The organism is Bradyrhizobium sp. WSM471 (assembly GCF_000244915.1).
GTDB lineage: Bacteria > Pseudomonadota > Alphaproteobacteria > Rhizobiales > Xanthobacteraceae > Bradyrhizobium.
Map to the genome: position 1 here is coordinate 728,645 of NZ_CM001442.1, position 16,573 is coordinate 745,217.

Genomic DNA, 16,573 nt, shown 5'->3' on the forward strand with positions numbered 1-16,573 from the left:
ATGACCGACGCTGGCGCCCCTCCCAACCCTGATAGCGCCGGCCAGGCCAGCACGCCCTACCGGGTGTTGGCGCGGAAATACCGTCCTTCCTCATTCGACGATCTGATCGGCCAGGAGGCCGTGGTCCGCACCGTCTCCAATGCGTTCGAGACTGGCCGCATTCCGCAGGCCTGGATCCTGACCGGCGTCCGCGGGGTCGGCAAGACCACCACCGCGCGCATCCTTGCCCGTGCGCTCAACTACGAGATGCCGGATGGCTCGGTGAAGGGCCCGACGGTCCAGATGCCGACGCTCGGCGTGCATTGCCAGGCGATCATGGAAAGCCGGCACATGGACGTGCTGGAGATGGACGCGGCCTCGCATACCGGCGTCGACGACGTTCGTCAGATCAATGACAGCGTCCGCTACGCGCCGGCCAGTGCCCGCTACAAGGTCTACATCATCGACGAAGTCCACATGCTGTCGACGGCGGCGTTCAACGCCTTCCTGAAGACGCTGGAGGAACCGCCGGAGCACGCCAAATTCGTGTTCGCCACGACGGAGATTCGCAAGGTTCCGGTGACCGTGCTGTCGCGCTGCCAGCGTTTTGACCTGCGCCGCGTCGAGGCCGACGTGCTGATGAAGCATCTCGCCAACATCGCGGCAAAGGAAAACGTCGAGATCGAGCCCGAAGCACTCGGCATCATCGCGCGCGCCGCGGAAGGCTCGGTGCGCGATTCGCTCTCGCTGCTCGATCAGGCGATCGCGCATGCGGCAGGCACCGTGAAGGCCGATGCCGTCAGGCAGATGCTGGGGCTCGCCGATCGCACCCGGGTCATCGATCTTTTCGATTCGCTGGCGCGTGGCGACATCGCATCCGCGTTCAGGGAGTTCCGCGACCAGTACGACGTCGGCGCCGATCCGATCGTCGTGCTCTCGGATCTCGCCGAATTCGTCAATTTCGTCACCCGCGTGAAGATCGTGCCGGCGACTGCCGACAACGTTGCCTATGGCGAGACCGAGCGCGTGCGCGCGCGGGATTTCGCCTCGAAGATCTCGATGCGCGTTCTGTCCCGGATGTGGCAGATGCTGCTCAAGGGCATCACCGAGGTGCAGGCCGCGACGCGGCCCGCGGCTGCCGCCGAGATGGTGCTGGTGCGCATCGCCTATGTCGCCGACCTGCCGACGCCGGACGAAGCGCTCAAGATGCTGGAGCAGAACGGCGGCGGTTCGCCGGTCGTGAGCGGCGGCGGTGCCGCGCGCAACGCGCCGGCCGGGCCGGTGGCGTCCGCAGCGCCAATTCGCATGCCGACTTCGTCACCGTCCTCGTTCGGCGGCGGTGGTGCCCGTCCGCAAATGGCTGCGCCCGCCCCGGATCCGCAAGCTGCCGCGCCCGTATTGCGCGTCACGAGCTTCACCCAGCTCGTTGCGCTGGCCGGGCAGAAGCGCGACCTCCTGACCAAGGGCGCGCTCGAAGGCGACATGCGCCTCGTCCGTTTCGAGGAAGGCCGGCTCGAGGTTGCGCTCGAGCCCAACGCCTCTAAGACCATGATTTCCGATCTTGCGCGCAAATTCGAGCTCTGGACCGGGCGCCGCTGGACCGTGATCGTCTCCAACGAGCCGGGCCAGCCGACGCTGCGCTCGGTGAGCCAGGCGGCCAAGCAGGAACACGCGCGCACCGCCGAGGCCGATCCGCGCGTGCGCGAGGTGCTGTCGCGTTTTCCGGGCGCGAAGGTCGTCGAGGTCCGCAGGCTTGCCCCCGAGGCGCCGGAATCCGATATTAATGCCGACTATGGCAGTGACGATCCGCCCGACGGTTCCGACGGCGACGATCTCTAGAGCCAATTTTCCAAGGACAGCACCGATGGTCGATATTTTCGGCATGATGAAGCAGGCGCAGCAGCTGCAATCCAAGATGCAGGAGATGCAGGACCAACTCGCCAACGTCGAGGTCGAGGGCATCTCCGGCGGCGGCCTCGTCGCCGTGCGCATGACCGCGAAGATGGACGTCAAGGGCGTCAGGATCGATCCTTCGCTGATGAAGGCGGAAGAGCGCGAGGTGCTCGAGGATCTGCTCGTCACCGCGTTCGGCGAGGCCCGCCGCAAGGCGGAAGCCGCCATGCAGGAGAAGATGCAGTCGCTCACCGGCGGGCTCGGCCTGCCGCCGGGGCTGTCGGGGCTGTTCGGCCAGTAGGATGGGCGCTGTTGCAGGTCCTGAAATCGAGCGGCTGGTCCAGCTTCTCGCGCGGCTGCCGGGCCTTGGCCCGCGCTCGGCGCGGCGCGCCGCGCTGCATCTGATCAAGAAGCGCGAAGCGCTGATGATGCCGCTGTCCTCGGCCATGCAGGTCGCGCTCGAGAAGGTCCAGGTCTGCAAGACCTGCGGCAACATCGACACGCAAAGTCCCTGCACGGTCTGCACCGATCCGCGGCGCGATCCCTCGATCATCGTCGTCGTTGCCGACGTTGCCGATCTCTGGGCGCTGGAGCGGGCCAATGCCACCCAAGGGCGCTATCACGTGCTGGGCGCGACATTGTCGCCGCTCGACGGCGTCGGCCCGCAGGACCTCACCATCGAGGCGCTGGTCGCGCGCGCGCATGAGGCGCAGGTGCATGAGGTCATCCTGGCACTGAATGCCACCGTCGACGGCCAGACCACGGCACACTACATCACCGACCTGCTTCAGGACGCCAACGTAAAAGTAACCCGGCTCGCCCATGGTGTGCCGGTCGGCGGCGAGCTTGATTATCTCGATGAAGGTACGCTATCCGCCGCGATGCGGCAGCGTACCCTGTTCTAGCCATCAGACTTACGGAACGGACGACATGACGAAACTTTTCGCCAAACGATGGGCTTTGGTCGCGACGCTGACGATGCTGGCGACGCCGGCCATCTCCGCGCAGCAGGACGACGGGGCTCCGCCGCCGTCGAGGCCCGGCAAGCCGATCAATGCCGGCGAGGTGCTCTCGGGCGAGCTGAACACGATGAAAGTGCGCGACGTCAAGAACGTCGGCAAGCGGATTGCCATGTACCAGATCACCTCCGAGCCGCGCCGGCTGCCGCCGCCGAACGGATTGTGCAATCTCGAGACCGGGCCCGAAACCTTCCAGCTCGTTCCCAGCGGCGATGCGCAAGCCGCACAGCTGAAGACGTTCACCGGCAAGGAGATCTCGGTCAAGGTCGACGAGATCGCCTGCGCCAGCGATCCCGGCCAGATGAGCGAGGCCGTGATCACGAAGTGGAGCCTGATCAAGAAGCAGTAGGGTGCGGGGCGCTCTGCTCTCTCCGTCATTGCGAGGAGCACTTGCGACGAAGCAATCCAGACCGTCTCCTCGGCGGCAGTCTGGATTGCTTCGCGTCGCTCGCAATGACGAAGGTGAGAGAGTCGACCTAAACCCTCACCGGCCCCAGCGCGTCAAAGTGCCCGCGCTTCTGCAGCCAGGCCAGCAGCACCAGGCTCGGGATCGCCACCAGCATGCAGATCACGAAGAACAGCGGCCAGCCGGTGGTATCAGCCACGAAGCCGGCGCCTGACGAGAGATAGGTCCGCCCCACCGCGGCAAGCGCGGTGAGCAACGCATATTGCGTCGCCGTGTGCAGCGGGTTCTGGCAGAGCGCCGAAAGATAGGCGACGAAGATCACCGTGCCGATGGCGCTGGTGAAGTTCTCACAGGTGATGGCGAAGGCGAGCGCCCATTGGCTGGTACCGACAAAGGCCAGCCACGAGAAGGAGAGGTTCGCGAGCGCCTGCACCACGCCGCCGATCCAGAGGCTGGTCGCAAGCGAATAGCGCCGCGCGACGAAGCCGCCGGCAAAGCCGCCGATCAGCGTCGCCGCGAGGCCGACGCCCTTCACGATCGCCGCATAGTCGTTGCGGGAGAAGCCGAGGTCGATCACGAACGGCGCGGTCATCGTGCCGGAGAAGGCGTCGGTGAATTTGAACAGCACGACGAAGGCGAGCGCGGCGAGCGCGTCCTTGCGCGTCAGGAATTCCGAGAAAGCGCCGATCGCCGCGTGCAGCACCCGCGCCAACGCGGTCTGCGTCTGCGTCGCGGCTTCCGCCCGCAACGACTGCTCGGGCTCGGTCGCGACCAGCGCCGTGATCGTCCCGATCAGCACCATCGCCGCCATCACCACATAGCCCCACATCCAGGCGGACGTGCGGGTGATGCCGGTGCTCTCGAAGCCCGAGACGATGAACAGCGCGCCGGCGGTCGAGACCAGCATGCCGATGCGATACGCCGCGACATAGGACGCCATGCCGGCGGCCTGCTCGCTCTCCGGCAGGCTCTCGACGCGGAAGGCGTCGACCACGATGTCCTGCGTCGACGAGGCCGTCGCCACCAGCAATGCGCCGAGCGCGACGTAGAACGGCGAGCGCGCGGGATCGGTCAGTGCCAGCAGCAGGATCGCTGCGATCAGCAGCAATTGCGAGAACAGCAGCCAGCCGCGCCGCCGCCCGAACGTGCGCGTGAACAGCGGCACATGCATCGCATCCACCAGCGGCGCCCACAGGAATTTCAGCGTGTAGGGCGTGCCGACCAGCGCAAACAGCCCGATGGTCTTGAGATCGACGCCGGATTCCCGCATCCACACCAGCAGCGTCGAGCCCGACAGCGCCAGCGGCAGCCCGGACGAGAAACCGAGGAACAGCACGATCAGCACCCGCGGTTGCAGGTAAACGGCAAGGCTGTCACGCCAGGAGGTGGGAGCCGTGTCGGGACTGGCGGGGGAGGTCGCGTCGGGTGCGGTCATGGGGTGGTGTTAGCAGATTCTGGCGGCCACAAGTGAGGTGTCGTCGCCCGGCTTGACCGGGCGACCCAGTATTCCAGAGGCCGGAGTTATGGCGGACCTGCGATCCCCGCATAGAGATCGTTCCAATCAGGATTATCCTTCTCGATCAGCGCAATCTTCCAGTCGCGCTTCCATTTTTTCAGGCGCTTCTCGCGTTTTATCGCATTCTCGGGATCATCGAATTGCTCGAAATAGACTAGCTTCACAACGCCATATTCCTTCGTGAAGCTCTCGACCAACTGCAATTTATGCTCCGCCACGCGGCGGATGAGATCATTTGTCACGCCAATGTACAGCGTTCCGCCGATCTTGCTGGCGAGGATATAAACGTAGTAGCAGCGCCCGCCCATCTGCCGCCTCCCGCTCCGCTGTCATCGTCCGCGAAGGCGGACGATCCAGTAATCACCAGCATCCCGGTTCAATCACGACTGCCGCGGCGTACTGGATGCCCCGCCTTCGCGGGGCATGACAGTGTGCCTCAATCTCACTCCCCCGCCTGGAGCTTCCGCGGGAACAGTTCGGCAGCGCCGGTGGCCACCAGATGCGGGGCTTCGGGTGCATCGGTCTTGCTGAAATCGAGCTCTTCGATGCGCCCGGCGCGTTTCTCGATCTTGTCGGCGGAGATCAGGATCTGGCGGACGTCTTCGTTCGCGTCGGCAAAGTGCTTCTGCAATTTCAGCACGCGATCCCTGAGGCGGCCGAGATCGTCGCCGAGCTTGATCACTTCGGTGCGGATCTGGTCGGCGGCGTCGCGCATGCGCGCGTCCTTCATGATCTGCTGCATCACCTGGATCGCCAGCATCAGCAGCGACGGCGACACCAGCACGACGCGGGCGCGATAGGCCTTCTGGATCACGTCGTCGAAACCGTCGTGGATTTCGGCGTAGACCGATTCCGACGGCACGAACATCAACGCCATGTCCTGGGTCTCGCCGGCGACGAGATATTTTTCCGCGATATCGCTGACATGCTTCATCACGTCGCCGCGCAGCCGCTGCGTGGCGATACGCCTTTCCTCGTCGGTGCGCGCGTCATGCAGCGCGGTCATCGCTTCCAGCGGAAATTTCGCGTCGATGCAGAGCGGCCGCTGGTCGGGCAGGAACACGACGCAGTCCGGACGCTTGCCGGTCGAGAGCGTGAACTGGAACTCGTAGGCGCCCTTGGGCAGACCATCCTGGACGATCGCCTCCATCCGCGCCTGACCGAAGGCGCCGCGCGACTGCTTGTTGGCGAGCACGTCGCGCAGGGTCGTCACCTGCGTGGTGAGGTCGGTGAGGTTCTTGTGCGCGCTGTCGATGATGCCGAGCCGCTCGTGCAGGGCGCGCAGGCTATCCATGGTGTTGCGCGTGGTGTTTTCCATCGATTGGCCGACCCGGTGGGTCACCGAATCCAGCCGCTCGTTGACCGCGCGTGCCATGTCGGCCTGGCGGCCGGCCAGCGTCTGGGTCATGGCGTCGACGCGGCCCGAAGCCTCGCTCTGGGCGTGCAGCATCTGGCTGATGCGCTCCTCGAGCTCGTCGGCGCGGATCGCGTTGGCCATCGCGAGTTCCGCGCCGCGCCGCCCGGAGCGCGCGATCACCACGGCAATCACCACCATCAGGATAAGGACCAGGACGCCGAAGCCGATCAGCGCGTCCACGGCGCGCACCGGCCAGTCGCCGAGCATGAAAATGATCTCGTTCATGCCCCTGCTTCTAGCCGATTCGCTCGCCCGCACGAACGAATAGCGAACATTTAGTGTAAATGCCCCGTCAAATTTTATGGTTAACGAAACCCGAAGTTTTATGGTTGGCGGAGGGTTAACGGGGTTCCCGGCCGCATTGACCGCATCGAACGCGCGGCTTAAATCGCGGCCATGGCCCTCAGAGAAATCATCATCCTGCCCGACAAGCAGCTGCGTCTGGTCTCCAAGCCGATCGAGAAGGTCACGCCGGAGATCCGCAAGCTTGCCGACGACATGTTCGAGACCATGTACGACGCGCCCGGCATCGGGCTCGCGGCGATCCAGATCGCGCAGCCGTTGCGGCTGATCACCATGGACCTCGCCAAGCCCGACCAGGACGGCGAGACCAAGCCCGAGCCGCGCGTCTTCATCAATCCGGAAATCATCGCCTCCTCGGAGGACCTGTCGGTCTACGAAGAGGGCTGCCTGTCGATTCCCGAATATTACGAGGAGGTCGAGCGGCCTGCGAAGGTTCGGGTGCGCTACATGGATCTGGACGGCAAGGTGCACGAGGAGGACGCTGAAGGCCTCTACGCCACCTGCATCCAGCACGAGATCGACCATCTCAACGGCGTGCTGTTCGTCGACTATCTGTCAAAGCTCAAGCGCGACCGCGTGCTCAAGAAGTTCGAGAAAGCCGCCAAGCGCGCGGAGTGAGTACAAGCGACTGTGCTGCCCCACATTCCCCTGCGCTTCTTCCCCCTTTGTGGGGGAGGGTGGGGGAGAGGGGTAGCCCAGACGGAAGTCTCTCCGTCATCTGAATCAGGTGCGTGCCGCGAAACCTGAAACCGAGAGAGCGCGTCGTGTGGCACCCCTCTCCCTAGCCCTCCCCCACAAGGGGGGAGGGAACGTACCGAGTCCTTGTCATGCCCCTCCGCCTGATTTTCATGGGCACGCCCGATTTCTCCGTGCCGACGCTGCTCGAGCTCATCGCGCATGGCCACGAGATCGTGGCCGTGTACACGCGCGCGCCGAAGCCCGGCGGCCGGCGCGGCCTGCAATTGCAGCCGACCCCGGTGGAAGAGGCCGCGCGAAAGCTCGGCGTGCCCGTGCTGACGCCGAAGACTTTGAAAACGCCGGAGGCGCTGGAAGAATTTCGCGCCTTCGATGCCGATGCGGCCGTCGTCGTCGCCTATGGCATGATCCTGCCGCAGGCGATCCTCGATGCGCCAAAGCTCGGCTGTTACAATCTGCACGGCTCGCTGCTGCCACGCTGGCGCGGTGCTGCTCCCATCAACCGCGCGATCATGGCCGGCGATGCCGAGAGCGGCGTGATGGTGATGAAGATGGATGTCGGGCTGGACACCGGCGACGTCGCCATGGCGGAACGGCTCGCGATCACGGACAATATGACCGCGCTCGATCTGCACGATCGTCTGTCCCGGCTCGGTGCCGATCTGATGGTGCGCGCCATGGCCGCGCTCGATCGCGGCGGGCTCCAGCTCAAGCCGCAGAGCGAGGACGGCGTCACCTATGCCGCCAAGATCGACAAGGCCGAGGCGCGGATCGACTGGACCAGGCCCGCGCGCGAGGTGCTGCGCCATATCCACGGCCTGTCGCCGTTTCCCGGCGCCTGGGCCGAGCTTGAGAATGCGCGGGTCAAGATTCTGCGCTGCGAGCTGGCGAACGGCACGGGCGCACCCGGCGAGGTGCTCGACGATCACCTCACCGTCGCGTGCGGCGAGGGCGCAATCCGCCTGATCGAGCTCCAGCGCGAAGGCAAGGCGCGCATGCAGGCCGCGGATTTCCTGCGCGGCGTGCCGTTGAAGGCAGGCGCCCAATTCAAGTGACGCTGTCATACCCCGCGAAGGCGGGGTATCCAGTACGCCGAGGCTTCTCGGTCGAACGGATAGGCTGCGGAGTACTGGATCGCCCGGTCGAGCCGGGCGATGACAGCGAAACTGGACAAGATGCCCCGCTACAAGCTCATCATCGAATATGACGGCGCGCCGTTCTTCGGCTGGCAGGTGCAGGAGACGCTGCCCTCGGTGCAGGGCGCGCTGGAGGCTGCCGTCAAGGCGATGACCGGCGCGGATGCGCGCGTGCACGGTGCCGGGCGCACCGATGCCGGCGTGCATGCGCGTGGCCAGGTCGCGCATGTCGATATCGCCAAGCAGTTTCCGCCGGGCCGTTTTCGCGACGGCCTGAACGCGCATCTGCGCCCGCATCCCATCGCCGTGCTCGAAGCCGATATTGTGCCGGAGACTTTCGAGGCACGCTTCTCGGCCGTGAAGCGCCACTATCGCTACCGCATCGTCAACACCCGCGCCAATCTTGCGCTCGATGCCGGCCATGCCTGGCGCGTGCCGCGCCGGCTCGACGCCGATGCGATGCATGCGGCAGCACAACGCCTGCTCGGCAAGCACGATTTCACGACGTTCCGCGACACCGAGTGCCAGGCCAGATCGCCGGAGAAAACGCTCGATCAGCTCGACGTGCTGCGCGACGGACGCGAGATCACGATTCTCACCTCGGCGCGCTCGTTCCTGCACAGCCAGGTGCGCTCGATGGTGGGGTCACTGATGTGGGTCGGCGAAGGCCGCTGGACCGCGGACGATCTCTCCGCAGCGCTCGCCGCGCGCAACCGCGCCGCCTGCGGCATCGTCGCCCCGCCGGACGGGCTCTACCTGATGCAGGTGGATTATTAGGAGCGGGGAGTTCTCGCCTCCCCACCGGTGTCATGCCCCGCGCAGGCGGGGCATCCAGTACGCCGCGGCGTCTCGGCTCAATCAGCGCTGTCTCTGGAATACTGGATCGTCCGCCTTCGCGGACGATGACAGCGGAGAATGGCGCGGCGGTCGTGGCCTACCCAAAATACCTTGCCAGAATCCCGCGATACACCTTCGTCAGCTGCTCCAGGTCCCTGACCGGCACACGCTCGTCGATTTGGTGCATGGTCTGGCCGACCAGGCCGAATTCGATCACCGGGCAATAGCTCGAGATGAAGCGCGCATCCGAGGTGCCGCCTGACGTCGACAGCTCCGGCTTGCGGCCCGTCACCTCCTCGATCGCGGACACCGCGAGTTCGGTGAACGGGCCGGGCTTGGTCACGAACACGTTCGAGTTCGAGGGCTCCCAGACGATGCGGGCGCGGATGCGGTTGCCGCAGGCTTTTGTCAGCCGCGTCTCGACCAGCTCGCGCAGGCTCGCCTGGGTGTGATTGTCGTTGTAGCGGATGTTGAATTTTGCGCGGGCTTGTCCCGGGATGACGTTGTTGGCGGTGTTGCCGACGTCGACCGAGGTGAATTCGAGATTGGAAGCCTGGAACGCCGCGCTGCCATGGTCGAGCGGCTCGTCCGAGATCGCCACGATCAGCCGCGCGATATCAGGCACCGGATTGGCGGCGCGGTGCGGATAGGCGACGTGGCCCTGCACGCCGTCGACATACAGCGTGCCCGATTGCGAGCCGCGGCGGCCGACCTTGATGGTGTCGCCGAGCGTCTCGACGTTGGAGGGCTCGCCGAGCACGCAATGGTCGAATTTTTCGCCACGCTCGGCGGCCCATTTCAGCAGCTTGATGGTGCCGTTGATGGAGACGTCTTCCTCGTCGCCGGTGATCAGGAACGAGATCGAACCCGAGCCTGATGTTTGGCCGTCGCTGCGCGGCTTGCCGTCGTTCGCGGCGAGATGCTCCAGCACCGCGGCAACCGAGCAGGCGATGCCGCCCTTCATGTCGACTGCGCCGCGGCCATGCAGAAAGCCGTCCTTCACCTCGCCGGAGAACGCGCCGACGCTCCAGGCGCTCTCGTCGCCCGGCGGCACCACGTCGGTGTGGCCGGCAAAGGTGATGTGCGGCCTGTCAGTGCCGATCCGAGCATAGAGATTGTCGACGTCGGCGGTGCCGGGCTCGCTGAAGGTGACGCGGTGGCATGTGAAGCCGGCTGCGGTGAGAACCTGTTCGAGCACGCCCAGCGCACCGGCATCGGCCGGGGTTACCGAGGGGCAGCGGATGAGATCGCGGGCAATCGAGAGAGCATCGGTCATGCACCTCGCTTAACATGCATGCCGCCGGGCGGGCTAGCACTGGGCGGGACAAATTCGATCTCGCTCTGCTGGTCCCAGCTTTTCGCCGCAGGCGAGGCGGGCGCGGAGCCATCTTCAACGTCGACCAGTGGATCGGGGCCGAACCGGTTGTCGCCGGAGGTACCGGGGACAATGAACATTTCCACGAGGCCCCAAAACCAGGGAATGTGCACGGCCCAGGCGAGGGCAAGAACCCAGTTTGATTCGGTCGGCAGCAGGTCCGAGAATTGGTCGAACAACGCGGGCACGACGAAGAACGGAACCAGCCACCACCCGCTCCGGTCGCGATCGTGCAGTCGCTTGGTCGCGGTTGCGAGGTAGATCCACAGGAAGAGCGAGCTGCCGAGCACCTTGAGGATGAGGGTCGCGCGATCGGTGGTTGCCAGCAGACGGTAGGCCCTGGGATCGACCACGTTGAAGATGTCGTCGACACCGAAATCGAAGTCGACCTTGAAGTTGAAGGCGAAAGTTGCGGCCCCGTTCAGCACCTTGATGGCCTGGTCGATCATCCCGAGCATGCAGGCCAGCAACATGACGATCAGCAGCGCCTGCCACAGCAGGGCGCGGTTGATGCGGCCGTCGAAGCGGAAGAGATACCACGTCCAGTCCATGCCAAAGGCTCCGGGCGGGAGAGGTCGCCCGGATGTTGGTCGCGATGGGGGAAGGGTGGGTTCGATGCCGCTGCCAGACCCGTCATCCTGAGGTGCTCCCCTGCGGTGCAGAGCACCGCAGGGGAGCCTCGAAGGATGAGCGGCCACGATGCTGCTGGCAGCCGGGCCGTCGCCCTTCGAGGCTCGCAGAAGAGGCGAGCACCTCAGGGTGACGGTGAGATAGTTAGTCCCTAATCCCGCAGCAGCTCGTTGATGCTGGTCTTGGAGCGCGTGCGCTCGTCGACGCGCTTGACGATGACGGCGCAGGCGGTGCTCGGGCCGATCTGGCCGTTCTTCATGGGCTTACCGGGCAGCGCGCCGGGAACGACGACCGAATATTCCGGCACCTCGCCGATGAAGATCTCGCCGGTCTCGCGGTCGACGATCTTGGTCGAGGCACCCAGGAATACGCCCATCGACAGCACCGCGCCCTTGCGCACGATCACGCCCTCGGCGACCTCGGAGCGCGCGCCGATGAAGCAATCGTCCTCGATGATGACAGGCTCGGCCTGCAGCGGCTCGAGCACGCCGCCGATGCCGACGCCGCCGGAGATGTGCACGCGCTTGCCGATCTGCGCGCAGGAGCCGACGGTCGACCAGGTGTCGATCATGGTGGATTCATCGACATAGGCGCCGAGATTGACGAAGGACGGCATCAGCACGACGTTGCGGGCGATGAAGGCCGAGCGGCGCACGATAGAGCCGGGGACGGCGCGGAAACCGGCGTCGCGAAACCGGTTCTCGCCCCAGCCGTCAAACTTCGAGGGCACCTTGTCCCACCAGGCCGCCTTGCCGGGGCCGCCGGGAATGGCGCCCATGTCGTTGAGGCGGAACGAGAGCAGCACCGCCTTCTTCAACCATTGATTGACCTTCCACTTGCCGTCGGTGCCTCGCTCGGCAACGCGGGCCTCACCCTTGTCCAGAATCTCCAGCGCGTGATCCACGGCCTCGCGGACCTCGCCCCTGGTCGAGGTCGAGACGCCGTCGCGCGCCTCGAAGGCGCCGTTGATGGTGGATTCGAGGGCGGACAGGGACATCGGGATTTCCTCACAGGCAGGCGGGAATTTGCGGTGATTTGGAGCGCTTTTTCGGGATTTGGGGGGACGGAGTCAAGCTTGGTTCGGTGTCATCACCCGCGAAGACCGTAGCCCGGAAGGAGCGAAGCGCATTCCGGGGCGGTCTCACCGCAACAAAGCCCCGGATTTCGCTCGCGCTCCATCCGGGCTACCGTTCAATGCGACAGCCTGCCCAAAAACCCCGCCAGATCATCCGTGACATGATCGACATGGGCGGCGTCACGGCCCGCGAGCTCCCAGTCCTCACGCACGACCTCTTTCGTCCCGTCCGGCACCACCAGCACGGTGGTCATGCCGAGCTCGTGCGGGACGGTGAGGTTGCGGGCGAGGTCCTCGAACATCGCGGCGCGAGTCGGATCGACCGCGTGGTCGGCGAGAAACTTGCGGTAGGTCTGCGGCGCCGGCTTCGGCTCGAAGTCGGCGGCTATGATGTCGAACACGCCGTCGAAATGCATGGCAAAGCCGAGCCGGGCCAGCACCGCATCGACATGATCGACCGAGCCGTTGGTCAGGATCAGCTTTCGTCCCGGCAGTTTTGCGATGGCCTCGCCCAGCGACGGGTTCGGCTCCAGCGGGGAGTGGTCGATCTTGTGGACGTAGGCGAGATAGTCGTCGGCGCGGACGCCATGCAGGGTCATCATGCCGCGCATGGTGGTGCCGAAGCGCTGGTAATAATCCTTCTGGATCTTGCGCGCTTCCGCCGGCGTCAGATTCAGCCAGTTGCAAACGAACTCGGTGATCCGAGCATCGACCTGCTGCCACAGATTGACGTGGTGCGGATAGAGCGTGTTGTCGAGGTCGAACACCCAGGTGTCGACATGGGCGAAGGCGCGGGGAGATTTCATCTTCACTCTCTATCCGTTGACCGCGGCGGCGCTCCACCCTCAATCGTCGTCCTGGCGAAGGCCAGGACCCATAGGCCGTGACGGATCATTGGGGCACTCTGGTCGTCGTTCTCTGCCAAACCCAATCCTGGGGTCATGGGTCCTGGCCTTCGCCAGGACGACAGCGGAGTGCGCGTCCTGATCACAACACCACCCGTCACGGCATCGCAAACCGCAGCGTCTTGCCGCCGCTCGACATGTCCACCGCGCCAAAGCCCGTGGCCGCGAAGCCGCGCGCGCCGCAGTCGGTCTGCTCGTTGGTCTCGAACTTGGTCTCGCGCGTGCAAAGCTGCCTGTCGCCGCCCCAGTTCAGCGGCTTGTCCTTCAGCTTGACGATTCGGTTGTCGGCGTCGATGGCTTCCGCGAAGCTGAAGATCTGCTTCGGCTGGCCGCTCACATCAGGGTGCAGGCAGGTCTTGGGGTCGATGCGATACCAGCCGCGGCTGGTCACCGCCTTGCCGTCGTCGGTGGCGACCGCCGCCATCACCTTGTGCGTGGTGTCGTTGCACCAGGTGAGGCCGGTCGCAGACGGGGTCTGCACGGCATCGACCATGGTCTTGAAGAAGTTCGGCGACGACAGGATGTCGGACGACAATCCGCGGCTCTTCAGGAAAGCGGCCAGCGCGCCTTGCGTCTTCGGCCCGTCGACGCCGTCGATTGGCGCGGCGTCATAACCTGCGATCACCAAAAGCCGCTGGATGCCGGCAAGGCGGGCCTGCTCGTCGTCATATTCGGAGTCCTCGGCGAGATAGGCGACGAAATTGCCGTCCGCGCCTTGCGTCGGCGTGATCTGGGTGAAGGCGGCCTGGGTCTGGCCGCTGCGGCACTGTCGCGCGGCCGCGATGACGAAATTGTCCTGCGCGACGCACAGCGTGTCGCTGCCGTTCTGCGGGATCGGGGATGCGCCGTAGACGCCGAGCGCGCGGGCGTTGAGCAGGATGCGGTCGGCGGAGAGCGTGCCCTGCACCACGACGCGGCAGGTGGCGGGGTCGATCCTGAACCAGCCGCGCGTCGCGGTCGCCGCCTTGTCGTCGATGCCGATCGCGGCCTCGACGACATAGGACATGCGATTGCAGATCTTCAGGTCGGCGAAGGCCGGTGCGGAGGAGAACACGAACGAGATGGCCGCGGCGGGGAGGGTCATCAGGAAGCGCGTCAGGACGGAGCGGCGCTGCCGCCTCGCGCTCCGCTCGTCATGCCCGGGGCTGTCCCGGGCATCCACGTTCTTGGCGCGGGACGAAAGGTCGTGGATGGCCGGGACAAGCCCGGCCACGACGGCGTCTCTCGTTTTCTCATCTCTCACTTGTGGATCAGCGTGCCCGTGCCGGTGTTGGTGAAGAGCTCGAGCAAGACTGCGTGCTGCATCTTGCCGTCGATGATGACGACGCCCTCCACGCCCTGTTCGAGCGCGTAGATGCAGGTCTCGACCTTCGGGATCATGCCGCCGGAAATGGTGCCGTCGGCGATCAGCTTTCGCGCGTCCTTGACCGAGAGCTGCGGGATTAGCTTCTTGGACTTGTCGAGCACGCCCGGCACGTCGGTGAGCAGCAGCAGTCGCTTTGCCTTCAGCGCGCCGGCCACGGCACCTGCGAAAGTGTCGGCGTTGACGTTCAGCGTCTGGCCCTCTTTCGAGGTCGCGAGCGGCGCGAGCACCGGGATCAGCTCGTAGCCGATCAGCTGGTTGAGCAGCGTGAGATCGACTTTCTCGGGATCGCCGACGAAGCCGAGATCGACCGCCTTCTCGATGTGCGAGTCCGGATCCATGATGGTGCGCGTCGTCTTGGACGCCTTCACCATATTGGCGTCCTTGCCGGACAGCCCCACCGCCTTGCCGCCGGCCTCGTTGATGTAGCCGACGATCTGCTTGTTGACGGAGCCGGCGAGCACCATCTCGACGATCTCGATGGTGGCGGCATCGGTGATGCGCAGGCCGGCGGCAAACTCCGAGACGATGCCGAGGCGCTTGAGCATGGTCGCGATCTGCGGGCCGCCACCATGCACCACCACCGGATTGATCGCGGTCTGCTCGAGCAGCACGATGTCGCGGGCAAAATTCTTCGCGGTCTCCTCGTCGCCCATGGCATGGCCGCCATACTTGATGACGATGGTTTCCTCGTCATACTGCTGCATGTGCGGCAGCGCTTCGGACAGGATGCGGGCCTGGTCGAGCGGGGAGATTTCGGTCATGAGGCGGATCTCGCTGGCGGGATACTCGGGCCGCGTTCTATCCGATTGGCGCGTGGGGCGCAAAGTGGTCTTCGTACCCCCGACGCAGCCGCGTAGCCCGGATGGAGCGAAGCGTAATCCGGGAATCTGCTCATGCAAGCTCTCCCGGATTGCGCTTCGCTTCATCCGGGCTACGGATCACCGCTGCCCCACCACCGCCGCGAGCGTCACCGCCAGCCAGCTCAAGATCATCACCGACCCACCCGTCGGCGCCGCATATGGAAACAACGAATGGCCGGCATATTGCCGCAAGGTGAGGTCGCCCGCGAACAGCGCGGCGCCGGCTGCGAAGCCGGACGCGGCGACGATGCCAATTCCGTCGTGCAGAAGGCCACGCCCGAGCAGGGCGACGGCCGCGAGTATGGCGGTTGCATGAAACAGCAGCATGGCGCTTGCGGCGGCGAGCCGGCTCGCATCGCCGCCATGCGCGGAAGCCGCGGCCAGCGCGACGCCGGCGGCGCCCATCACACCGGCAAGCCCGATCAGCAGGCGGAATGCCGCCATCACGAGGTCCGCTCTTCCAGCAGCTTTGCGATCGCGGCGCGCAGCTCGGCCATGCCGGTCGCGCTCCGTGACGAGGTCGCGAGCACGTTCGGGAACGCGGCCGGACGTTTGGCGAGCGCGGCCTCGGTCTCGACGATGCGCGATTGAAGCTCGGTGGTCTTGATCTGGTCGGCCTTGGTCAGCACGATCTGGTAGCTGACCGCGGAGCGATCGAGTGTCTTCAGGACTTCGAGATCGACGTCCTTGAGGCCGTGCCGCGCGTCGACCAGCACGTAGACGCGCGCGAGGCTGGCGCGTCCGAGCAGGAATTTGTGGATCAGCTCGGTCCAGGACGCGACCTGGCTCTTCGGCGCCTTGGCATAGCCATAGCCGGGCATGTCGACGAGGCGCAGGTCACTTTTCCCGGGGACCTCGAAGAAGATCAGCTCCTGGGTGCGGCCCGGCGTATGCGAGGTGCGCGCCAGCGCGTTGCGGCCGGTCAGCGCGTTGATCAGGCTGGACTTGCCGACATTGGAGCGGCCGGCAAAGGCGATCTCCAGTCCCGCCATCGGCGGCAGCGTTTCAGTCGAGGGCGAGGCCCAGATGAACTGCCAGTCGCGCGTGAACAGCTTTCGCCCGACCTCGATCAGCTTCGCATCTTTGTCGTCGGTCATGCGAAGGCTCTTTGCTTGCTGCCATTCCGGGGCGATGCGAAGCATCGAACCCGGAATCTCGAG

At 65.4% G+C, this 16,573-nt stretch carries 18 protein-coding genes; 7 read left to right on the forward strand and 11 right to left on the reverse strand.

Annotated features, from left to right (window positions below):
* The 4 genes from BRA471DRAFT_RS03440 to BRA471DRAFT_RS03455 are packed head-to-tail and all read left to right on the forward strand — an operon-like array spanning position 1 to position 3,240.
* Positions 1 to 1,818 (forward strand): DNA polymerase III subunit gamma/tau, encoded by a 1,818-nt coding sequence (locus BRA471DRAFT_RS03440; RefSeq protein WP_007604676.1) that lies wholly within the window; start codon positions 1 to 3, stop codon positions 1,816 to 1,818.
* A 25-nt stretch (positions 1,819 to 1,843) separates the two neighbouring features.
* Positions 1,844 to 2,173: a YbaB/EbfC family nucleoid-associated protein gene (locus BRA471DRAFT_RS03445; protein ID WP_007604677.1), complete on the forward strand. Its 330-nt coding sequence runs from the start codon at positions 1,844 to 1,846 to the stop codon at positions 2,171 to 2,173.
* Between the two features lies 1 nt (position 2,174).
* Positions 2,175 to 2,777 carry a recombination mediator RecR gene (gene recR / locus BRA471DRAFT_RS03450; RefSeq protein WP_007604678.1) on the forward strand — a complete coding sequence of 201 codons (603 nt, stop codon included), beginning with the start codon at positions 2,175 to 2,177 and terminating at the stop codon, positions 2,775 to 2,777.
* A gap of 25 nt (positions 2,778 to 2,802) precedes the next feature.
* Positions 2,803 to 3,240, forward strand: a complete 438-nt coding sequence (locus tag BRA471DRAFT_RS03455; protein ID WP_007604679.1) for a hypothetical protein — start codon at positions 2,803 to 2,805, stop codon at positions 3,238 to 3,240.
* Positions 3,241 to 3,367: 127 nt separating this feature from the next.
* Here the strand turns inward: BRA471DRAFT_RS03455 and BRA471DRAFT_RS03460 are convergent, their stop codons facing one another.
* The 3 genes from BRA471DRAFT_RS03460 to BRA471DRAFT_RS03470 all read right to left on the reverse strand — a co-directional run bounded on the left by BRA471DRAFT_RS03460 (position 3,368) and on the right by BRA471DRAFT_RS03470 (position 6,455).
* Positions 3,368 to 4,732, reverse strand: a complete 1,365-nt coding sequence (locus BRA471DRAFT_RS03460) for an MFS transporter (RefSeq protein ID WP_007604680.1) — start codon at positions 4,730 to 4,732, stop codon at positions 3,368 to 3,370.
* Between the two features lie 86 nt (positions 4,733 to 4,818).
* A complete protein-coding gene (locus BRA471DRAFT_RS03465) occupies positions 4,819 to 5,121 on the reverse strand; it encodes a GIY-YIG nuclease family protein (RefSeq protein WP_007604681.1) in 303 nt (100 codons plus the stop codon).
* A gap of 134 nt (positions 5,122 to 5,255) precedes the next feature.
* Positions 5,256 to 6,455 carry a DNA recombination protein RmuC gene (locus BRA471DRAFT_RS03470; RefSeq protein WP_007604682.1) on the reverse strand — a complete coding sequence of 400 codons (1,200 nt, stop codon included), beginning with the start codon at positions 6,453 to 6,455 and terminating at the stop codon, positions 5,256 to 5,258.
* 171 nt (positions 6,456 to 6,626) lie between these two features.
* On the opposite strand from BRA471DRAFT_RS03470, the gene def reads away from it, so the two are divergent.
* From def to truA, 3 genes are all read left to right on the forward strand, one after another.
* Positions 6,627 to 7,151 (forward strand): peptide deformylase, encoded by a 525-nt coding sequence (gene def / locus BRA471DRAFT_RS03475; protein WP_007604684.1) that lies wholly within the window; start codon positions 6,627 to 6,629, stop codon positions 7,149 to 7,151.
* A gap of 209 nt (positions 7,152 to 7,360) precedes the next feature.
* Complete coding sequence (fmt, locus tag BRA471DRAFT_RS03480) at positions 7,361 to 8,284, forward strand: methionyl-tRNA formyltransferase (protein WP_007604685.1); 924 nt, start codon at positions 7,361 to 7,363, stop codon at positions 8,282 to 8,284.
* Between the two features lie 120 nt (positions 8,285 to 8,404).
* A complete protein-coding gene (truA, locus tag BRA471DRAFT_RS03485) occupies positions 8,405 to 9,142 on the forward strand; it encodes a tRNA pseudouridine(38-40) synthase TruA (RefSeq protein ID WP_035974611.1) in 738 nt (245 codons plus the stop codon).
* Between the two features lie 157 nt (positions 9,143 to 9,299).
* Here truA and dapE read toward each other — a convergent pair whose 3' ends face one another.
* The 8 genes from dapE to yihA all read right to left on the reverse strand — a co-directional run bounded on the left by dapE (position 9,300) and on the right by yihA (position 16,510).
* Positions 9,300 to 10,478, reverse strand: a complete 1,179-nt coding sequence (gene dapE, locus BRA471DRAFT_RS03490) for a succinyl-diaminopimelate desuccinylase (RefSeq protein WP_007604687.1) — start codon at positions 10,476 to 10,478, stop codon at positions 9,300 to 9,302.
* On the reverse strand, positions 10,475 to 11,128 hold the full coding sequence (locus BRA471DRAFT_RS03495; RefSeq protein WP_007604688.1) for a DUF805 domain-containing protein: 654 nt from the start codon (positions 11,126 to 11,128) through the stop codon (positions 10,475 to 10,477). Before BRA471DRAFT_RS03495 ends, dapE begins: the two co-directional genes overlap by 4 nt.
* Before the next feature lie 230 nt (positions 11,129 to 11,358).
* Positions 11,359 to 12,204: a 2,3,4,5-tetrahydropyridine-2,6-dicarboxylate N-succinyltransferase gene (dapD, locus tag BRA471DRAFT_RS03500; protein WP_007604689.1), complete on the reverse strand. Its 846-nt coding sequence runs from the start codon at positions 12,202 to 12,204 to the stop codon at positions 11,359 to 11,361.
* A 194-nt stretch (positions 12,205 to 12,398) separates the two neighbouring features.
* The gene (locus BRA471DRAFT_RS03505) at positions 12,399 to 13,088 is read right to left on the reverse strand and encodes a pyrimidine 5'-nucleotidase (RefSeq protein ID WP_007604690.1); all 690 of its coding nucleotides are present in this window, start codon (positions 13,086 to 13,088) and stop codon (positions 12,399 to 12,401) included.
* Between the two features lie 196 nt (positions 13,089 to 13,284).
* A complete protein-coding gene (locus BRA471DRAFT_RS03510; protein WP_035974613.1) occupies positions 13,285 to 14,271 on the reverse strand; it encodes a DUF1036 domain-containing protein in 987 nt (328 codons plus the stop codon).
* Positions 14,272 to 14,426: 155 nt separating this feature from the next.
* The gene (gene argB, locus BRA471DRAFT_RS03515) at positions 14,427 to 15,314 is read right to left on the reverse strand and encodes an acetylglutamate kinase (RefSeq protein ID WP_007597683.1); all 888 of its coding nucleotides are present in this window, start codon (positions 15,312 to 15,314) and stop codon (positions 14,427 to 14,429) included.
* Between the two features lie 177 nt (positions 15,315 to 15,491).
* Positions 15,492 to 15,857: a DUF423 domain-containing protein gene (locus BRA471DRAFT_RS03520; protein WP_007604692.1), complete on the reverse strand. Its 366-nt coding sequence runs from the start codon at positions 15,855 to 15,857 to the stop codon at positions 15,492 to 15,494.
* Positions 15,857 to 16,510, reverse strand: coding sequence for a ribosome biogenesis GTP-binding protein YihA/YsxC (gene yihA, locus BRA471DRAFT_RS03525; protein ID WP_035974615.1), 654 nt, complete (start codon positions 16,508 to 16,510; stop codon positions 15,857 to 15,859). Before yihA ends, BRA471DRAFT_RS03520 begins: the two co-directional genes overlap by 1 nt.
* Positions 16,511 to 16,573: the final 63 nt, after the last annotated feature.

What these genes read in the sequence shown, in the direction of transcription:
- BRA471DRAFT_RS03440 (WP_007604676.1), top strand. Translation starts at nt 1, where the DNA reads ATGACCGACGCTGGCGCCCCTCCCAACCCTGATAGCGCCGGCCAGGCC.
- BRA471DRAFT_RS03445 (WP_007604677.1), top strand. Translation starts at nt 1,844, where the DNA reads ATGGTCGATATTTTCGGCATGATGAAGCAGGCGCAGCAGCTGCAATCC.
- recR (WP_007604678.1), top strand. Translation starts at nt 2,175, where the DNA reads ATGGGCGCTGTTGCAGGTCCTGAAATCGAGCGGCTGGTCCAGCTTCTC.
- BRA471DRAFT_RS03455 (WP_007604679.1), top strand. Translation starts at nt 2,803, where the DNA reads ATGACGAAACTTTTCGCCAAACGATGGGCTTTGGTCGCGACGCTGACG.
- BRA471DRAFT_RS03460 (WP_007604680.1), bottom strand. Translation starts at nt 4,732, where the DNA reads ATGACCGCACCCGACGCGACCTCCCCCGCCAGTCCCGACACGGCTCCC.
- BRA471DRAFT_RS03465 (WP_007604681.1), bottom strand. Translation starts at nt 5,121, where the DNA reads ATGGGCGGGCGCTGCTACTACGTTTATATCCTCGCCAGCAAGATCGGC.
- BRA471DRAFT_RS03470 (WP_007604682.1), bottom strand. Translation starts at nt 6,455, where the DNA reads ATGAACGAGATCATTTTCATGCTCGGCGACTGGCCGGTGCGCGCCGTG.
- def (WP_007604684.1), top strand. Translation starts at nt 6,627, where the DNA reads ATGGCCCTCAGAGAAATCATCATCCTGCCCGACAAGCAGCTGCGTCTG.
- fmt (WP_007604685.1), top strand. Translation starts at nt 7,361, where the DNA reads ATGCCCCTCCGCCTGATTTTCATGGGCACGCCCGATTTCTCCGTGCCG.
- truA (WP_035974611.1), top strand. Translation starts at nt 8,405, where the DNA reads ATGCCCCGCTACAAGCTCATCATCGAATATGACGGCGCGCCGTTCTTC.
- dapE (WP_007604687.1), bottom strand. Translation starts at nt 10,478, where the DNA reads ATGACCGATGCTCTCTCGATTGCCCGCGATCTCATCCGCTGCCCCTCG.
- BRA471DRAFT_RS03495 (WP_007604688.1), bottom strand. Translation starts at nt 11,128, where the DNA reads ATGGACTGGACGTGGTATCTCTTCCGCTTCGACGGCCGCATCAACCGC.
- dapD (WP_007604689.1), bottom strand. Translation starts at nt 12,204, where the DNA reads ATGTCCCTGTCCGCCCTCGAATCCACCATCAACGGCGCCTTCGAGGCG.
- BRA471DRAFT_RS03505 (WP_007604690.1), bottom strand. Translation starts at nt 13,088, where the DNA reads ATGAAATCTCCCCGCGCCTTCGCCCATGTCGACACCTGGGTGTTCGAC.
- BRA471DRAFT_RS03510 (WP_035974613.1), bottom strand. Translation starts at nt 14,271, where the DNA reads ATGACCCTCCCCGCCGCGGCCATCTCGTTCGTGTTCTCCTCCGCACCG.
- argB (WP_007597683.1), bottom strand. Translation starts at nt 15,314, where the DNA reads ATGACCGAAATCTCCCCGCTCGACCAGGCCCGCATCCTGTCCGAAGCG.
- BRA471DRAFT_RS03520 (WP_007604692.1), bottom strand. Translation starts at nt 15,857, where the DNA reads ATGGCGGCATTCCGCCTGCTGATCGGGCTTGCCGGTGTGATGGGCGCC.
- yihA (WP_035974615.1), bottom strand. Translation starts at nt 16,510, where the DNA reads ATGACCGACGACAAAGATGCGAAGCTGATCGAGGTCGGGCGAAAGCTG.